The sequence below is a fragment of the Neptunomonas marina genome, assembly GCF_004005935.1.
In the GTDB taxonomy this organism is placed as follows: Bacteria; Pseudomonadota; Gammaproteobacteria; order Pseudomonadales; family Balneatricaceae; genus Neptunomonas; species Neptunomonas marina.
Genome location: NZ_SACQ01000009.1, coordinates 27,001 through 44,631, shown reverse-complemented (window position 1 = coordinate 44,631; position 17,631 = coordinate 27,001). Strand labels below are relative to the sequence as shown.

Here is a 17,631-nt window from a genome sequence, read left to right as displayed (position 1 = left end):
AAAAAAGCGCGTGCAACAACGCGCTTTTTTATTTACCAACCCGCCTTTTTTGTCTACTTCATTGCACTCGAAATTAGGCCGTAGATATAGGGGTTGCTTATAAAAAGCAGCCCCGCAATCACAAACCAGAGTGTGATGACACACCAAAATAATACCGGATACTCCTCTTTAATAAGGGGTTCGAAGATATAAGTTTGCCCCGATAACACGCCCATAACAGCCCACAGCAACATAAATAGCCCCCAGATAATACCGGTGTTGAACCAAAGCTCAGCGAGAATCATGCCGACACCAAGCAGCGTGCGCCAAGGCCAAGGTTGAGCGCCACTGGCACGTTGAGCTTGGCGGCTACTCCCAGCCGCCACAGGATTCGACACTTTCACACTCGAGGGGTTACGGTTTTTCATGGTCGATCTCTTGGTCACATTTCAGTCGGTTCGATACAGTGATAACCACTCACTCCGCAAGCTCGCCACGGAACAGCTGCGCAGCATCGGTTTCGTGAATAGCCGCTGCGGAGTGATTAAATAGGCATTTCGCGAGGTATTGATGGAAATCCACAACAATCCGCTCCACTTCAAGTAGCTTGCCGCCACTGTGATGCGTTGAACCCATGCCCGCCTGTACCCGCTCGCAAATTGCTTTATCTTCACTTAAAAATGCGTTGGTGAAGCTGTCCTTTGCCACATCTTCAGTACTGATTTTGTGAGCGGTAAGCCCACCACTTTGCACCAAGCAGTGCTCTGCACCGTCCGGTGTGATAGCGATCCAATCAAAGGACTCATAAGTTAAAATACCGATAAAGCCGGGTGGCAAGTAGATCAGTAAGTAGTGATTCGCGCACTCTGGCAAACTTCCAGAGAACAATTGAGCTAACGCTCCGCGCGGTGTAACGATCTCACCACCGGTGATACTCCAATCAGCGCCCCCAGCGACATAGTAAGCTTTCTTACTAGGCGTATTCACTTCCAGCGTCTCTCGGTGCACCATAAAAAGATGGTAGCTTTCGATACCGTTCTCAACAGCCAGCTTCCAGTTACTATTCCAACGCTCTGACACACCCACATAGGCATGTTTGAACTGGTCAAGCGGGTAGTTAGCAAGATAGGGATTAATCCGGTTAAAATTCGCAGCGAGATCTTCAGGCGCATCGCTCAAGTTAATGAATAATAAGCCCATCCACTCGGTTAGCGCATATTTAGGTAATGCGTGAAGGTGCTTGTTCACACAGCCATTATCAAAAGGCGCTCCTTTCAGTGCACCGTCATCTGCGTAAGTCCATGCATGGTAAGGGCACACGATATTTCGCTCGATACGCCCAAATCCGGTCTCGAGAAGCGGAGTACCGCGGTGGCTACAGTTATTGGACATCGCCCGAATGTGGCCGTCTTTTCCATGCACAACTGCAATCGACTCACCCGCTAACGTAAAGGCGTAGTAACTACCCACCTCTTTCAACAAGTCAACGGCACAGACAAACACCCATTGTTGATGAAATATCTTCTGCGCTTCCAAAGCGGCTATTGCTTCGTCTCTATAAACGGCGAACGGCAAGCTTAGTGCTGTTTCCATCGGCTGCTTTGCACGCTCTTCATAAAGCTCAATTAAATCACTCATGCTAAACCACTCACTATTTATGAAACACAGATGTATCATATCAACCAAAACTTTATGATACAATAGCGTCTCATTAAATGGAGATCATCGTGACCGACCGACGCATCAAACGATCTAACCGCGCTCTTCTGGATGCTAGCTTTCAGGTGCTTTTACATAACCCCCATGCATCATTAAGTGAAATCGCCAATCAAGCCGGTGTAGGACGCGCCACGCTGTATAGACACTTCCCCACCCGCGAGAACCTTCTAGCGGCGATTGCAATTGAGTCCCTAGAGATAGTTGAGCAAGCCACTGCCAAACGGCTGCGCTGCGAGCTGCGCGAAACGTCCGCTATCGAGCAGTTAGTCAGCGCACTGCTCCCGCTGGCTGACCGGTTTCATTTTCTACAGATGATGTGGACAGATATTGAATTAGACGCTGAGGTATGCGCGCTTTACGAGCAGCAGATGGCGGCACTGGAGCGCTGGATAACCGCGGGGCAACGCAACGGCGTGCTGTCTGAGCAACTGCAGCCGCAATGGATCGTCGCCATGTTAGATAGCATGCTTTACAGCGCCTCGTGGCTGATCAGCACACACGCCCTTTCGCCCAAAGAAGCGGAGCAACAACTCCTTATTGGGTTATTGAATGGAATAAGCGGTCACAAGCCGACAGGCTGAATGGTTATTGGGGCGCTAGCCATGTCCCATTTTACGCCGAACTTTGCGGATCACAGCGCCGAGCAGTGGCAACATCTGCATCAGCTCCGACGCATCCCAATAGTCACGGTGTAGAGTGACCAAGCCATCGCTGTTGGCCGTCAGGTAGCTGCTTCCCGCCACACTAAACTCACCGGTTTTTCCACTCGCGGCGGAAAATGTCCACGTGATAAACGCCTCTTGGCCGTTCTGCTGCTGACTATGCACATCAAATCTAACCCAGTCGAGACGCTCAAACATATCCGCCATGACCGCTAAGAAGTCGGCTTGCGTGGTGGTATGGTTAAACGGATCTTGGAACTCAATATCTTCCGCTGTCGCGGCCGCGAGTTTATCAAGCTGAGCAGGCGCTAGCGTTTCAAGGATACCGCTATAGTGTGCTGCCCAATGCTGTACTGCTGTCATGATGACCCCTTGTTTACGATGAACGGCCCGATTTGGTCGCCCGGCCGACGAGAGCAAAATACCAACGATATGGCAGGATACGAAAGAGTTTTAGCCAGTAGGTGAATCGTTTTGGAAAGGTAATTTCAAACCCGTCGCCAGATAAACCTCTGACAATACGGTCTGCGGCATCCTCTGGTTCCAATAATGCAGGCATGTCATGCGTATTCTTGTCCGTTAGCGGTGTTCTTACAAACCCTGGATTGATCAGTTGTAACTTAACCCCTGTGCCTCGAAGATCAAGCCGCAGCGATTCACACATGTTGATCAATGCTGCTTTACTGGCGCCATACGCTGAAGCGGTGGGCAAGCCCCGATACCCAGCAACCGATGCCATAACAGCAATATGCCCATGGTCTTGTGATGTAAACCGTTGCAATACAGGTGCTAAGCAGCGCATCGTACCGTTTACATTGACATCAATCTGCCGCTGAAAGCTCTCCTCATCGAACGCTTGTGCGGAAAACGGCTGATACGTTCCAGCGTTCAGTACCACCAGCTCTGGCCAGCCCTCCTTATCAAAGCCATTCAGAGCCGCTTCGATATCTGATTTCTGGGTAATATCCAGTGGCATGGGCACAATACTCCCTGCCAGCGTACTGCAGCGTTCCGCAAGCGCGTCGAGCTCTTCACGGTTTCGAGCAGAGGCATAGACGATCACACCATCGCGTGCTAACGCCTCTGCCAGTGCAGCCCCGATACCACGCCCAGCGCCCGTTACCCAAGCGCGCGGCCAACGCGCAATACTCACAAGCTGCACTCTGGCGTGCGTGGTCCACCCGTCTCACCGACCTTACGGATAGACAAAGTAATCTGCCCCACTTCTAAGCCAAATTTCGACATCGTCGCACGGTTGAGTAAGTTGTTCTCATCGATCAAGTACATCCAATCGTTGATGTTTAGCGTCCACTCCGTGCCATCCACAGGCACTAATAACTGATACTGCCAGTTCAGTGCATTTCCGACCGTACGCCCCGCGGCGGTGCCAATAACATCCCCTGCCGTGCCAGTATAGCTATCGCCCTCTTTGGTTAGCCGCCAGCAGCGATGCTGCTCTTCGCCGTCATCAAAAATAAACTGCTCGTCCAAAATACCTTGATTGCCCTGCCATTCACCACGAATGGATGCGCTGAAGTGCCGCAACACGTTATCGCTGCGATCTTGCACCATACCATGTGCTACAAGCTCACCCGAGAAGAACGTTGGCAGCTCTAACTTTGGCGTTTTCTCGGCATAGTCATCTACCGTTGCGGCACAACCGGCGACTAGAAATAGCGTCGCTAGAACCATTATTCGCTGCATCCACACCACCTATTGGCCCCCTCTCAGTTTTTCTGCAAGTTCCGGAAACATACTTGATCGGCCTAGCCAAATTTTGACAAAAGCAGGCGAAAACTCCGGATCTTTCATCGTACCGATCCATGTTTGATTGAAGAAAAAGTGGCCTTTACCTTGCTCATCAATTTGAAAAGCTATTTGGTCACCCTCTTTCACACTGGGCCACATCTGCTGCAGCTCTAGCATCCAGCGCTCAACTTTCGCTTGCGTCGCTAAAGGATTTAGGTGTTTACGCGTTTCATCGAGCAGCATTTTTTTGCGAATCTTGCGCTGATAATCAAGACAGAGCTGTAAAGGCGCATCGTAGCCATCAAAGCGCCCCGTCGGGGTTCTTAACACCGCGTTGTAAACGTCAAACCAGAACACTTTAAGGTGCGCTTCGCCAACATCTTGCCAAGACTCCTTAAAGCTTGGTTGAGTGAGCTGTGCAGCTTGCAGCGGCACAGCAAAGGCAAACATTAGGCTGATGCTTAGCAGCCATCTAGTGGTGATGCGAAACATAACTCTCCTCCAGTTTTTCAGTGAGAATGAGTAGACAGGGGAACAGCACTGCCCAGACGGGCAAGAGCAACAGGAAGGTGGCAAGATAGCCAAAACTGAGTTCAACAGCGCCGAGCTTGGCTGCGGCAATGTAAGTAGAAGCGCCAGCGACAGCGCCCAGTACGCTCGCTAAAACCCGATACTTGCGCAATACACTTAGGCTGTTACGCAGTGTCGCGCTGAACGCAAACCATAAAAAAAGTAACCATATAGGAGGTAATGAAAGTAATAACGAGGGAAAGGTGAAAACGCCGGCTATAGTGAGAAATGAGTCAACGCTGAAACCTACCACACCGGATGCGATAACAACTCTGGCTTCAACCATAGGTTGCGAGTGACAGGCAAAATGCAGCGCAAGTAAAGCAAGAACGGCAAATGCGGCAGTATCGCCTAGTAATATCGAGCCCCACCAAACGGCCTGAAAACCGATAGCATTCACCCAAAACCGCTCTGACCAACCCATATTTTTCTCCTTTTAATCTGTTACGAGATAAAACAGGAGGTAGATCAGGTCTGCGTGAAAGGCCCACAAAAAAGCCCAGCACTAGGCTGGGCTTTTCAGAGGTTTTAAAATTATGCTTCGGCGTCGGGGTTCTTTTTAAGGCTCGCATTGAGGATCAGATAACCCACAATACCGGAACAGAGAGAACCAAAAATAATACCTAAGCGTTCATCGAACATCCTATCAGCCACATCGCCAAAGGCCAGTGAGCCGATAAAAAGGCTCATGGTGAAGCCAATGCCACAGAGCGCCGCCGTACCATAGAGCCCTATCCACGTCATGCCTCTTGGCAAGCTGGCAACACCCATCTTGATAAACAACCAGCAGAAGCCAAAGATGCCAAGCTGTTTACCGATAAAGAGACCGAGTGCAATACCGACCGGCACGCCATGGAATAGCTGCTCCGTCGTAATACCTTTAAGGTTTAAACCTGCATTCGCGAAAGCAAATACCGGCAGGATGAAGAAAGCAACAACGGAGTGTAAGTCGTGCTCTAGGCCACGCACCGGTGAGTAATCTGGATCGGCTTTACAGCGCATCGGAATAAACATCGCAAGTACGACACCCGCCAGCGTTGCGTGCACACCAGATTTCAGTGTTGCAATCCACATGATGATACCGATCAGCATATATGGGCTTTTTGAAACAACATTGAAGCGGTTTAGTAGGAATAGTGGCGGTATACAGCAAGCCACAACCACCAACGCTGTAAATGAGATCTGCGAGGTATAGAAGATCGCAATAATGATAATCGCGCCAATATCATCAAAGATCGCCAACGATGTTAGAAAGATCTTGATAGACGTAGGCACACGCGAGCCAAGCAGTGTCAAAACACCCAGTGCAAATGCGATATCTGTTGCCGCTGGAATTGCCCAGCCATTGATCGCTTCAGGATCATCATAGTTAAAGAACGCATAGATGAGGGCTGGAACCGCCATCCCGCCAACAGCGCCGATACCCGGCAAAATAACATTGCGTCGGTCCGATAACTCACCTTCTGCCAGCTCACGTTTTAACTCAAGTCCGACAAGAAAGAAGAAAACCGCCATCAAACCATCGTTAATCCACAACAAGAGTGGTTTATCGATATCAAGCGCGCCAACGCGCACTTCCACTGGTGTTGATAAGACAAGTTGATAGATAGGTTCCAAAGCAGAGTTAGCAAGCAACATCGCCAATACAGCTGCGAAAAACAGCAGAATGCCGCCCGCGGACTCCATCTTGAAAAACGTATTGATATAAGAGTTCTGATTTTGGTGCATTGTTATCCCAACAGTTAGAGGTCAGTTCGTATTTACAACTGGATTTCGTCAAGCAGCCCTAGCTGCTACTCACTCGTCGTCTTTTTGCCGCTCGTCTCCCGTGCCCGTTGCTGGATACGCTTTAAACTGTAACGTCCCCAAAAGATCGAAGAAAACGCTACATATCAGTAAAGACACATCAAACAAACATAAAAATGTTTCATTGATGAGTAAAAAATACTGTAAAAAACCAACAAGCTCAACCTTGACAAACCATCGAAATAGCTTAGCGAACAACAGGATACCGAAGCTATAGTTATGGCTGCCAACCATGACTATTTACTGACAAGTTCGCTAAGCCCAACTAAAAATTTGCGCTTAACAACCTCTCATCAGTGCGCTATTGCGCCAATGATCGCCTTATAAAACGCATTGGAGGGGTTCAAATACGTTAACCTAACACCAATCATTATAGTTACCATTGAGGTACAACAAACATTTGAGCGCATCAGTCGTCTTTTCGGGCGTCATTTAACGTGCCCAGCTCACTCCTCGACTCAACGTGCTAGCCAGTCACAGCCGCCACGGCGCTTTTCACAACAGCAAAAGGATCGTCGATGCGCCCTGTGCTGTTACTGAGCAGCTAACTGCACCGCATTAGTAACCTCCTTATCTCACGGTTTCTTGATAGCACTGCTACAAACCAACGCTATTGGCGTGTATTGAAAAGAAAGGAGAATCGAGAGCAAGCGATAAAAACGGTGAGTATCACGGCTGTTTCAACGTGATACTCACCCAAAGGAAGCGCTGTTCAGACGCTCCAACACATTGAGAAGAGAGAAAACCTTATGCGATTTGGCGCTCGACGGTCGCCGCAACCATGCGCGTTAGGCTGCTTAAATCAAAGATGGGTAAGCCAAACTTAGCTTGCAGGCGCGGTGCAAAGTGGGACAGGTCAGTACATTCAAGAACGATAGCACCCACCTCTGGATTTTCGTTCAGCATCGTTTCTACCACACTCGTCAACTCAGCTTCAAAGATATCCATATCCAGATCCACACTATCACCGCGCAGAATAACCTCAGCAAATTGACGCTGCGCCTGCATACCCGCAACAACGATAGGCTCATCCTGAATGCCCACGCCCGATAGATGATCAGCCGTCAACGCGTCGGAGTTCGCCACCACAACACCGACTTTTTGCTCGGACTTTAGCATCCGCGAAACCAACGGCACTTGAATCAGACTAGAGATAAAGACCGGGATATCGACGGCATCGGCCAACGCTTTTTGATGGAGCGCCAAGAACCCGCAGCTTCCGGTGATCGCTTTAACGCCTTCACGCTCAAGTTCCTGTGCCGCTTCAATAAAGGGCTGTAGAAGTGCAGGATCACGCTCACGAATCAAGCGGTCGATCGTTGCGCCTTGAACCGTTTTATACATCACCGGAAAATCAAAGCTTGCCGGGTGTTTGATATGGCCATCGGGCTTTGGAAAGTAGGACTCCAGCGAAATCACACCCATCGGCACGCCGCAAATATTGATACCACCTTTAATAATCATATAAATACCTTAACTAAATCGCTCGGGTGCGAACGGCTGCAAATCTACCGCGGTCGCAACGCCTTGAATGGTTTGTGTTACTAACTTGCCGGTCACCGCCGCAAACGTTAACCCCAAGTGGCCATGACCAAATGCGGCGATAATACGCGGGTGTGCTTTTAACGAGCCGATCACAGGCAGTGAATCAGGCGTCGATGGACGGCTACCGACCCAAGAGTCTTGCACTTGCGGCGTGAAGCCCAGCATCACTTGCGCATGGTTGAGCATGACATCAGTACGCTGCTCATTGGCTGGTGCATCTGCAAATGCAAACTCTGCAGTACCCGCTAAGCGCACACCGGTCGCCATAGGGGTGAGAAAAATCGCTTTATCCAACCAACCTACCGGTCGGCTAATTTGGCTCTTCTCAGTATCCAACGTCAGGTGATAACCGCGTTCACTTACAAGTGGAAAACGGCAACCCAGTGGATCCAGCAGCTTTTGGGACGCAACGCCTGCACACATCACCACATGCTCCACGGCTATGCGTTGATCCTGCAGCTGCACCTCGACGCGATCAATAGATGGGTGAACGGCAACCACCTCTTGATTAAGGAGACGCCCCCCTTGGGCAGCGAAATACTCCGCATAACGCCGACACAGCGCCAGTGGATTCACCGTAAAGCGCGTATCCTTATAGAAAACGCCGCCTGCATAAAAGGGGGCAAGGTCAGGTTCTAACTCAGCAACCTCTTCAGCACCCACATAACTCAGGTTAACGCCCTGCGCCAGCCGCTCAGCCATGTCGCCCTCTTGCGCTGCAACAAAATTTTCTTGTGTTGCAAACAGACCCAAACACCCGTTAGCTTGCACCAAACTGCGCGCCCCTGTTAGCGCTAACAGATGATCATCATTCTCGCGGGTGTGATGCTGTAGCTGGGTGAGTGCAGCTCTTCCCTGCTCATACTTTGCTTGAGAGCACGACTTTAAGAACCCCCAGCCATAGGGCATCAGATGAGGCAGATAAGCGCCTTGCATAGAGAGCGGGCTTTCACTATCAAGCAACATACCCGGCATTTTGCGCAGCATAGCGAACTTGGTAAAAGGCAGCCGTGCGTAGTCTGCAAACAAACCAGCGTTACCGAAAGATGCCCCTTTTCCCGGATCGTTACGATCGATCAGGGTGACAGTAAAGCCCGCCTGCTGCAGGCTAATCGCTGTTGACAGGCCTACAATGCCTGCCCCCACGACTGCTACATGCTTTGTTTCCATAACCGTATCAGCCTCTAAGCTATTAGAGTTTGGCGGCAACCACTTGTATTTCGACTAACAGCTCGTCTCGAGCAAGACGGGATTCAACACATGCACGCACCGGTGGGTTTTCGCTATCAACCCAGGCATCCCATACCGCATTCATCTGCGCAAACTGGCTGATATCTGAAACCCAAATATTGGCGCTGATAAGCGCACTTTTGTTGCTGCCAGCATCGGCTAACAGCGCATCAATCTGCGCCAAGATCTGTTCCGTTTGGCCGGCCATATCCTGCGATGGATCTTTAGCTACTTGGCCTGCAGTCCACACTAGGTTGGCAAAACTAACAAGCTGGCTCATGCGTTGATTTTTATGCTGGCGTTCAATCATCGGTTACTCGCTTAGATCTAATGTCGTTGATACAGCCGAAAAGCGGCTGCTAAATAGATAGCTCTGAACCATCGAGAGAAGTGCAACACGTTGCAGGCGCAACGCTACCGAGAAGGACAATGTATAAAGGTGATAAGCACTCGGCAGATTAACAAGTAACCTAACCGGCTTCGAAACACTCTTTTTTATTGTTGTTGTCGGCCTGTCGTCACTAGACGATTCAGGTCAGAGCCTAAGTTAGAACTATTATTTTCCGGCAAAATCATAATAACAAATCCGATTTTTTTAATATTTAATCAGAAAAACTTATGTTTTAAATGAGTACCGCGTTCAACCACGCTGATAACAATCGTTAATGCGTACGAAACGTCGCCATTTCACAACCTTTATACGAATTCAAACAGCAAGCCCATTACAACTTCCGCTACCATAGTCGTATGTTCGATAAGTCAAACGGTGTGCGGATACACACTACTCACGGACGAATAGACCTCCCCACCCAAAAACATAAGATTAACTTATGAAATCAGTGTTTTTTTCGAATTGTATCTATATAGGGTTTATTTAAACTGGTTTTAACAGTGGCCAATCGCCAGATACGCGTCAGCAATGCATTCAAGCATTGCCCGTAAGACGACATCGGCACTGGTTATAAAAATAAGAAGTTATTGGTGTTGCAAATGGATAGACGAAAAATAGACGTCGGGCTCTCGACGTTTTTGATCATCATCGCGGTGATCATTCTAACCAACGACAATCTCGCCGAAGGTGGTGCCGAAAGTGATTTGGGCATTATGTTCTTGCCACGTGCGGTAGCCGGTTTGATGATTTTATTCGCTGGCACGATTGCCATTCAGGCGTTCCAAAAACTCGCTCAGGGTAAACCTCAAGAAGAGAATGAGATCATTTCTACCGATGGCTTCGGTGGTATTGCGATCTACATCGGCATCTTTGTCCTCTACTGGCTGGCCGTGCCTTATATCGGGTTTATGGTCACAACGCCATTCATTATGTTGGCGGTAGCCTACCTGCTGGGCGGGCGCAACTGGCTACCGATCACGGTGGTCTCGGTCGTTGTTCCTATATTGATCTATTACGGTTCGCGTGAGTTTCTGCGCGTTTACTTACCAACTTGGTCGCTATAGGAGGCGCTGCAGATGTTAGACAATATTCTTAGCGGCTTCAGCTCGATTCTGGCTGTTGGCCCAATCCTCGGCATCATTTTAGGTGTGGTGGTTGGCATTATCTTTGGTGCTATTCCCGGTATTTCAGCCATCATGGCGATCGCGATCATGCTGCCCATGACCTTCTATGTTGACCCCATCATCGGCATTACGATGCTGCTGGCGGTCTACAAAGCAGGGATCTATGGCGGCTCAATCTCGGCTATTTTAATCAACACGCCGGGCGCGGCAGCCTCCTTCTTAACCGCGCAAGATGGTCATGCACTGACCAAAGCAGGTAAAGCCGGTAAAGCGCTAGATATGTCGCTATTCGCGTCCGTATCTGGAGAGATGCTGGCAACGATGGTGCTGATCCTAGTCGCTGCACCGATCTCGGCGATATCGCTACAAGCGGGCCCCATCGAGAAGGTCTTTCTATTGCTGTTCGCCTTCACGGTGATCGGCTCTATGGCGGGTGAATCGATTCCTCGCGGCTTACTTTCATGCTGTTTAGGTATGCTGTTTGCGATGGTCGGTATCGATTCAATCACAGGTTCCGCACGCTTTACCTTTGGTATTGATGAGCTGATCGGCGGTTTCACCTTTACGCCGATGTTGATTGGTGTCCTTGTGATGCCGGAAGTGATCAATGTGATCCGCCGCCGTAAAATTCCTCACCATGAGCTCGCGATCACCCGCTCCCCTAACCCGGCGGACAATCGCATCAGCTTTAAAGAGTTCCGCAGTGTGTTTGGTACCATCTTGAAATCAAGCGGCATCGGTACCTTTATCGGCGCTCTGCCTGGGCTAGGCTCGAGTACAGCTGCGTTTATCGCCTATGGCGAAGGCAAACGTACTTCCAAGAACCCAGAAAAGTACGGCAAAGGCTCGGTCGAGGGCATCGCTGCTGCAGAATCCGCTAACAATGCGGTGTGTGGCTCCAGCATGATCCCGATGCTAACGCTTAGTATTCCTGGCGATGATGTTGCCGCACTGTTGATGGGTGCCTTCCTGATTCACGGCTTAACGCCCGGCCCGATGATCTTCTTTGAGCACACTGAAACCATCTACGCGATCTTTGCAGGCTTCTTAATCACAGACCTGTTCCTGCTCGGTATCGCTCGCTCAGGCTTCAAGTTCTTTGTGAAGATGGCATCGCTGCGCCGTTATTACATCTTCCCATGTGTGACAGTGTTCGCCTTTACCGGCGCCTTCACTGCGGGCCAAAACATGAACGACATCTTGGTGTTGATCGCCTTTACGGTACTGGGCTACGGCATGCGTATTGTGGGCTTGAACCCAGCGGTCTTCATCATCGGCTTTATCCTAACACCCTTCCTCGAGCAGAACCTTGATCAGGCGTTCGCTATTGTCGGTGACGACTATGGACGCTTCTTCGCCTCACCGTTCTCTTGGGTGTTTATCGCGCTATCGGCTTTCTTCGTGTTGTCTAGCGCACGCATGAAAGCAAAAGCCGCAAAACGTGCTTCAGCACAAGGGGAGGAGAGCCCCGCCTAGCTGAGCAAACGATTTCACGGCGGTGCGCACGGTCGCACCGCTTGAAAAAATGAACGTCAATAAAAATAAATGAAAGGAAGTTGGTATGAAAAGTCCTAAAAAAACTCTGTTATCTCTGGCAACAGCAGTCGCGATGACTGTTGCATCAGGTGCGGCGCTTGCGGCCTACCCTGAAAAACCAATTCAGGTCATTGTACCTTGGGGTGCTGGCGGTGACTCCGACTTAACAACCCGCATCTGGGCAGACGCGGTCGAGAAAGAGCTAGGTGTACCGGTTGTTGTCGTTAATAAGCCAGGCGGTGGCGGTGTTGTGGGTACGTCGTTCGTTGCTCGCGCGAAAGCCGATGGCTACACGCTCATCAATGCAGGTTTGAGCAACATGTTGGTGACACCTAACTTCACCAAAACGCCTTACAGCTTTGATAGCTTCGATCCGGTTGTAAAATTCACGTCAGTGCCTTTGGCCGTCGTGGTAGCCAAGGACAGCCCATACCAAGACTTCGACCAGTTCATAAAAGGTGCCAATAGCAAAACACTGACCCAAGGCTCTTGGGGTGCGTCCTCTTCTGGTACGATCATGGCGAACATCATCGCAAACCAGTCAGGCTATAACGTGAAGTACGTTCACGCAAAAGGCGCAGCTGCGTCTATGGTATCGGTTGTGGGTGGTCACATCGACTCTGCGGTCTCCTTCCCACCTGCATTCGGCCCACACGTCAAAGCAGATCGTGCCCGCATCTTGGTAATGGATCAGAAGATGGATGCCTTCCCGGGCGTGCCAACCTTCTCTGACTATGGCATCAAAGGTAGCTTTGGCGGCTGGTCTGGTGTCTTTGCCCCGAAAGGTGTACCGGCAGAGGTTGTTGAGAAACTGAACGCGGCAACCGCGAAAGTGATGAAAGACCCAGAAGTGCTGAAAGCATACGAAAATATCGGCGCATTGGTGGACTATCGCTACGGCCCAGAGTGGATCTCTGACCTAAAAGCAACTTATGCGATCTACACCGAAGAAGCTGCTCGCACGAGCAAGAAGTAACCATTCGCGTTACCCACCTCACCCGCTGTTCTAGCGGGTGAGTCTCTCCAGCCTTATTGCAACTCACGGCTCCATACATTCCGCACCATCTTCTCATTGATATAAGCTAGAAATACGGAATAATAAGGTTTATCAGATTTTCTAATATATAGGTCGTTGCCATGAACCTAAAACAGATGGAAGCCTTCCGTGCCGTGATGCTTGCAGGCTCAGTCTCTCAAGCCGCTAAGCAGCTTTTTCGCACCCAACCTGCGGTCAGTATGATGATTAGTTCTCTGGAGGAGGAGATCGGCTTCCAACTGTTTGAGCGCCATAAAAAACGCCTCTATCCAACGCCTGAAGCGGAGTATCTGTACCGCGAAATCGAAGCGATCTTTAATCGCATCCAAGATGTGAGCCAAACGGTCCAAGATATCCAGAACAAGCAGTATGGCTTTTTGCGTATCGGCTGTATGCCCGGCCCATCCACCTTCTTTATGCCTAACCTGCTCGCCGACTTTCTAGAGGAGCACCCCAAGGTACAGGCCTCCTTACAAACCCGTACCTCAGATCTTGTCGCAGAGTGGGTTGCCTCAAACCAATATGACCTTGGGCTGGCCGAGATTACCCAACACCAGTCGCAACTCTCGCTTGATGATCGCTTTACGCTACCGTGCTGTGTCGCGATACCAGCAGATCATCCGCTTGCTCAAGAGGAGGAGCTCAACACCGCCTTGCTCGATGGTGAACCGATGATCACGCTACACCCTGATCACATGATTTTCCATGACCTCCTGAAGGAGTTTGAAAACAACGGACATCGGATGAACGTGCGCTTGCAGACACGCTTTTTTATCCCAGCACTCACTTTTGTGGAGCGCGGCCTTGGCGTTTGTGTCATGGACTTGATCTCCGTCGATAGCTATCAAGGTTACGCAAGCCCCGGCAAGGTGGTGTTTCGGCGCTTTAATCCCGAAGTCGAGCTCAATATCGGCATTTTCTATCCCGACGACACACCGCGCTCTATGATCACTCAAGCCTTTGCTGAACGCTTACGCACCCGTCTAGATAGCATCCAAGCCAACCACGCCACTTTGCTTAATTGGGGTAGCTAAACGGGCCTGTCAGGTTTTGCGCTTAAAACTTGGCAGAAGCTCCTAGCAATCCGTATTCAATTGATAGGTCTGCCAGAGTGTTTTATCGGCAATACGGTCATAAACGGCCCGCGCACGGTAGTTATTCTCCGCGGTAATCCAACGCACGAACGGCCAGTTCTGCGCTTGGGCTTCCTGCTGTAAACGCGCGAACATCTGCTCGGCCACACCTCGACTACGACAATCTGGATCGACAAACAGATCATCCAAGAAGCCAACTTCAGCCCCGCGCAGCGGCGATGGCATACCACGGTAGTGCATCAAACCGACACCATTATCCCATTCATCTTTTGCAATCAGGGCGAAAAAGCGGTTGTTAGGGTCAAAAATCCACTGCCATACGGTGTTGAGTGTCTCATCTGTCATAGGCATGTTGTAGAACTCGGCATAACCTTTATAGAGCACTTCCCATGCTGATCTATCGCCGGTATGCAGCGCTTTAACTGATACATTCATCTCTTACTCCTTGTCTGCTCTAAAGTGACGTAGTGGTTGCCGTTGCTTACCCTGTGCATCAAAATTTTTAGGGGCGAGCCACCCTTCAAACATCGCTTTAACGTGTGGCCACTCACGATCAATAATCGAAAACCAAGCGGTATCGCGGCTGCGGTTTTTATATACAACCGCTTGGCGAAAAATGCCTTCAAAGCTAAAACCAAAGCGCTCGGCGGCGCGTTTTGAGGGGGCGTTGTGGCTGTCACACTTCCATTCGAAGCGGCGATAGCCTAGCTCATCAAACACGCGGCTCATCAACAGAAATATCGCTTCTGATGACATCGGCGTACGCTGCATACGTGACGAGAAGTGGATATGGCCCACTTCGATAACGCCCATGCGTGGATCAATACGCATCAGCGCCGCCATACCCACGGCTAGCCCGCTAGCCTGATCGATCACGGTGTAGAAAAGCGGGTCATCGCCACAACACGTCTCGACTAGATATCGGTCAAAGGCCTCATAATCTGTAAACGGCTCAGCGAATAGATAGGTCCAGTTTTTACCGCTCGTGTCCAACGCAAAAGCATCGAACAACCGCCTAGCGTGATGCTCTGGAGCCATCGGCTCAAGCCGACAAAAACGTCCCACGAGAGGCGTGCGAGGCGGGCTTTGACACGGCACCCAATTCTTCAACGTCGGGCCAACGGGTTGCCCAAGTTCGTTCTGATATAGATCACTGGATGCGGTAAACAGCGGCTCTGTTTTCATAACAACTCCTTTACGCCTGTTTCGCCGGAGTAAGCCAAACCATGCTGGCACTCCAATAACGTAAAAGCAGCATAAAGCCACCAATGGATCCATAGAAGATCCATTTTAAGAACAAATACAGGAACCACTTCCACGTAAATTTAGCTTTGCAAGACGGAAATGGCCCTATTTGGTACCAAACGCTGGCACTACCTCCGAAGGTTTAGTACCAATAAGATTCACTTTATAAGAATAAAAACCCCTTGTTCATGGCGCAGTAGCATACCGCCCAAGGAGCTAAAACAGATGTTAAACCACCTTTTTCATCTCTCTCCTGATAGTGAATCCAGTTTGCAGCAGCAGATTCGGGAGCAGATCAGTAAAGCCATTATCGATGGGCATATTCCACCCGATCTACCGCTGCCCTCAACACGCAAACTTGCGCAAATGCTTGGCGTATCGCGCAATACGGTGATCTTGGCGTATGAACACCTAATGTACGATGGCTACCTGATCTCACGTGAACGCGCAGGTTTCTATGTTAACGATGAGATCCTCAAAAGCTCCGTCAAAGAGGAGCGGCCCGTGGCGATCGAAAGCGGCAATAAGCCCGACTGGGACCAGTGCCTGAAGTTGCGCCCCACCGAACGTAAGCTCAACAAAGTGCACCGCTGGCGGGACTACCCTTACCCATTTATTTATGGCCAGCTAGACCCCAAGATGTTCCCAACCAACCATTGGCGCGAATGTTGTAAAGAGGCAGTTTCGGTACAGGCGATTGGCGACTGGGCCGGCGACCGCTATGACGACGATGATGCCCTCCTTGTGGAGCAGATTCACTCACGCTTACTGCCACGCAGAGGCGTCTGGGCGGAGCCTGATGAGATCCTGATTACGGTGGGCGCCCAACACGCGCTTTATATGCTGATACGGGTTTTGCTCAACCAAACAACGCGCTTCGGTTTAGAGGATCCGGGCTATCCTGATCTTATCCATATGGCCGCCTGCACCGGCACACGAATTAAAAACCTCTCCATCGACCAAGACGGCCTTGAAACCGGAGAGCAACTGCGCGATTGCGACCTGATCTTCACCACCCCAAGCCACCAGTTCCCCACCACCGTCACGATGCCACTGGCAAGGCGCCAAGCTCTATTAGAGCAAGCTTCGCGTGATAACTTTTTAATCATTGAAGATGATTATGAGTGCGAAACCAGCTTTGCTGCCAACCCAACACCAGCGCTGAAAAGCTTGGATAAAAACGACCGCGTTATTTATATTGGCAGCCTCTCTAAAACCCTATCGCCTGGCTTACGGCTGGGGTATATGGTTGGGCCCAAACCTCTAATTCAAGAGATCCGAGAATTTCGCCGCATGATGCTGCGCCACCCGCCGATGAATAACCAACGCTCGGTTGGTCTCTTTCTCCATCGCGGGTACCACGACTCACTGGTGCGCAGTATTGTGCAGGTCTATGAAGAGCGCTGGAAAGCAGTGAGTGATGCGCTACAAAGCTGCCTGCCTGCCTCAGCGAAACCACCAGTGTTTGGCGGTTCCGCCTATTGGGTTAAGGGCCCCGATGGTTTAGATGCCCGAGAGCTAAAGCGTTTGGCCCTCGAGCGCGGTGTCGTTATCGAATCAGGGGATATCTACTTTCACCGCGCTAACCCACCTCAGCAGTTTTTCCGCTTGGGTTACTCCTCGATCGCCACCGAGCGGATTCGGCCTGGTATTGAGCGCCTAGCGGCCTTAATAGGTGAGCTTACCTAAGCGCATATTGGGCAATGGATACTGCCCCTCTCCTCCCACACATCATGCCCTTAAACAGCATATGCTGCTCGGCCTTATCGTTACTTTGCTTAGCTAAAGCCCACACCTAAAGCGGCGCAATTTTCACAACCAACTCCTCTACAAGCCCCATAAATACTAGCGATACAGCCTGGTTCTATATTTCGGGTTAGCGTTGGGCCTATTGGCTATTGGAGCGCCAAATTTATATTGAAGTGGCTCCGACAACGCGGTCTTG

Annotated in this window: 19 protein-coding genes; 6 read left to right on the top strand and 13 right to left on the bottom strand. The window is 50.4% G+C overall.

Annotation, left to right across the window (positions count from 1 at the left end; genetic code table 11):
- Positions 1 to 53 precede the first annotated feature (53 nt).
- Positions 54 to 407: a hypothetical protein gene (locus EOE65_RS16130; RefSeq protein ID WP_127695633.1), complete on the bottom strand. Its 354-nt coding sequence runs from the start codon at positions 405 to 407 to the stop codon at positions 54 to 56.
- A gap of 49 nt (positions 408 to 456) precedes the next feature.
- Entirely contained in the window at positions 457 to 1,617 is a 1,161-nt protein-coding gene (locus EOE65_RS16125) for an aromatic ring-hydroxylating oxygenase subunit alpha (protein WP_164847139.1), read from the bottom strand.
- 89 nt (positions 1,618 to 1,706) lie between these two features.
- Here EOE65_RS16125 and EOE65_RS16120 point away from each other — a divergent pair, with 89 nt between their 5' ends.
- The gene (locus EOE65_RS16120) at positions 1,707 to 2,279 is read left to right on the top strand and encodes a TetR/AcrR family transcriptional regulator (protein ID WP_164847138.1); all 573 of its coding nucleotides are present in this window, start codon (positions 1,707 to 1,709) and stop codon (positions 2,277 to 2,279) included.
- Between the two features lie 15 nt (positions 2,280 to 2,294).
- Here the strand turns inward: EOE65_RS16120 and EOE65_RS16115 are convergent, their stop codons facing one another.
- The 9 genes from EOE65_RS16115 to EOE65_RS16075 all read right to left on the bottom strand — a co-directional run bounded on the left by EOE65_RS16115 (position 2,295) and on the right by EOE65_RS16075 (position 9,570).
- Positions 2,295 to 2,723: a nuclear transport factor 2 family protein gene (locus EOE65_RS16115; protein ID WP_127695627.1), complete on the bottom strand. Its 429-nt coding sequence runs from the start codon at positions 2,721 to 2,723 to the stop codon at positions 2,295 to 2,297.
- Between the two features lie 13 nt (positions 2,724 to 2,736).
- Positions 2,737 to 3,513, bottom strand: a complete 777-nt coding sequence (locus EOE65_RS16110; protein ID WP_127695625.1) for an SDR family NAD(P)-dependent oxidoreductase — start codon at positions 3,511 to 3,513, stop codon at positions 2,737 to 2,739.
- Entirely contained in the window at positions 3,510 to 4,064 is a 555-nt protein-coding gene (locus EOE65_RS16105) for a DUF3833 domain-containing protein (RefSeq protein WP_127695623.1), read from the bottom strand. The genes EOE65_RS16110 and EOE65_RS16105 overlap by 4 nt, the downstream gene beginning before the upstream one ends.
- Before the next feature lie 9 nt (positions 4,065 to 4,073).
- Entirely contained in the window at positions 4,074 to 4,601 is a 528-nt protein-coding gene (locus EOE65_RS16100; protein WP_127695621.1) for a chalcone isomerase family protein, read from the bottom strand.
- Positions 4,582 to 5,103 carry a DUF2878 domain-containing protein gene (locus EOE65_RS16095; protein ID WP_127695619.1) on the bottom strand — a complete coding sequence of 174 codons (522 nt, stop codon included), beginning with the start codon at positions 5,101 to 5,103 and terminating at the stop codon, positions 4,582 to 4,584. The genes EOE65_RS16100 and EOE65_RS16095 overlap by 20 nt, the downstream gene beginning before the upstream one ends.
- Positions 5,104 to 5,213: 110 nt before the next feature.
- On the bottom strand, positions 5,214 to 6,407 hold the full coding sequence (gene nhaA, locus EOE65_RS16090; protein WP_127695617.1) for a Na+/H+ antiporter NhaA: 1,194 nt from the start codon (positions 6,405 to 6,407) through the stop codon (positions 5,214 to 5,216).
- An 825-nt stretch (positions 6,408 to 7,232) separates the two neighbouring features.
- The gene (locus tag EOE65_RS16085) at positions 7,233 to 7,949 is read right to left on the bottom strand and encodes an aspartate/glutamate racemase family protein (RefSeq protein WP_127695615.1); all 717 of its coding nucleotides are present in this window, start codon (positions 7,947 to 7,949) and stop codon (positions 7,233 to 7,235) included.
- Positions 7,950 to 7,958: 9 nt separating this feature from the next.
- Complete coding sequence (locus EOE65_RS16080; protein WP_127695613.1) at positions 7,959 to 9,200, bottom strand: NAD(P)/FAD-dependent oxidoreductase; 1,242 nt, start codon at positions 9,198 to 9,200, stop codon at positions 7,959 to 7,961.
- 22 nt (positions 9,201 to 9,222) lie between these two features.
- On the bottom strand, positions 9,223 to 9,570 hold the full coding sequence (locus EOE65_RS16075; protein ID WP_127695611.1) for a RidA family protein: 348 nt from the start codon (positions 9,568 to 9,570) through the stop codon (positions 9,223 to 9,225).
- 680 nt (positions 9,571 to 10,250) lie between these two features.
- On the opposite strand from EOE65_RS16075, the gene EOE65_RS16070 reads away from it, so the two are divergent.
- The 4 genes from EOE65_RS16070 to EOE65_RS16055 all read left to right on the top strand — a co-directional run bounded on the left by EOE65_RS16070 (position 10,251) and on the right by EOE65_RS16055 (position 14,381).
- Complete coding sequence (locus tag EOE65_RS16070) at positions 10,251 to 10,715, top strand: tripartite tricarboxylate transporter TctB family protein (protein ID WP_127695609.1); 465 nt, start codon at positions 10,251 to 10,253, stop codon at positions 10,713 to 10,715.
- A 12-nt stretch (positions 10,716 to 10,727) separates the two neighbouring features.
- Complete coding sequence (locus EOE65_RS16065; RefSeq protein WP_127695607.1) at positions 10,728 to 12,251, top strand: tripartite tricarboxylate transporter permease; 1,524 nt, start codon at positions 10,728 to 10,730, stop codon at positions 12,249 to 12,251.
- Between the two features lie 85 nt (positions 12,252 to 12,336).
- Positions 12,337 to 13,287 carry a Bug family tripartite tricarboxylate transporter substrate binding protein gene (locus EOE65_RS16060; protein ID WP_127695605.1) on the top strand — a complete coding sequence of 317 codons (951 nt, stop codon included), beginning with the start codon at positions 12,337 to 12,339 and terminating at the stop codon, positions 13,285 to 13,287.
- Positions 13,288 to 13,448: 161 nt separating this feature from the next.
- The gene (locus tag EOE65_RS16055) at positions 13,449 to 14,381 is read left to right on the top strand and encodes a LysR family transcriptional regulator (RefSeq protein WP_127695603.1); all 933 of its coding nucleotides are present in this window, start codon (positions 13,449 to 13,451) and stop codon (positions 14,379 to 14,381) included.
- 42 nt (positions 14,382 to 14,423) lie between these two features.
- Here the strand turns inward: EOE65_RS16055 and EOE65_RS16050 are convergent, their stop codons facing one another.
- A complete protein-coding gene (locus tag EOE65_RS16050; protein WP_127695601.1) occupies positions 14,424 to 14,876 on the bottom strand; it encodes a GNAT family N-acetyltransferase in 453 nt (150 codons plus the stop codon).
- Positions 14,877 to 14,879: 3 nt separating this feature from the next.
- Positions 14,880 to 15,626 (bottom strand): GNAT family N-acetyltransferase, encoded by a 747-nt coding sequence (locus EOE65_RS16045; protein WP_127695599.1) that lies wholly within the window; start codon positions 15,624 to 15,626, stop codon positions 14,880 to 14,882.
- Positions 15,627 to 15,911: 285 nt separating this feature from the next.
- Between EOE65_RS16045 and pdxR the strand changes: the two genes are divergently transcribed.
- The gene (gene pdxR / locus EOE65_RS16040) at positions 15,912 to 17,375 is read left to right on the top strand and encodes a MocR-like pyridoxine biosynthesis transcription factor PdxR (protein ID WP_127695597.1); all 1,464 of its coding nucleotides are present in this window, start codon (positions 15,912 to 15,914) and stop codon (positions 17,373 to 17,375) included.
- Positions 17,376 to 17,631: the final 256 nt, after the last annotated feature.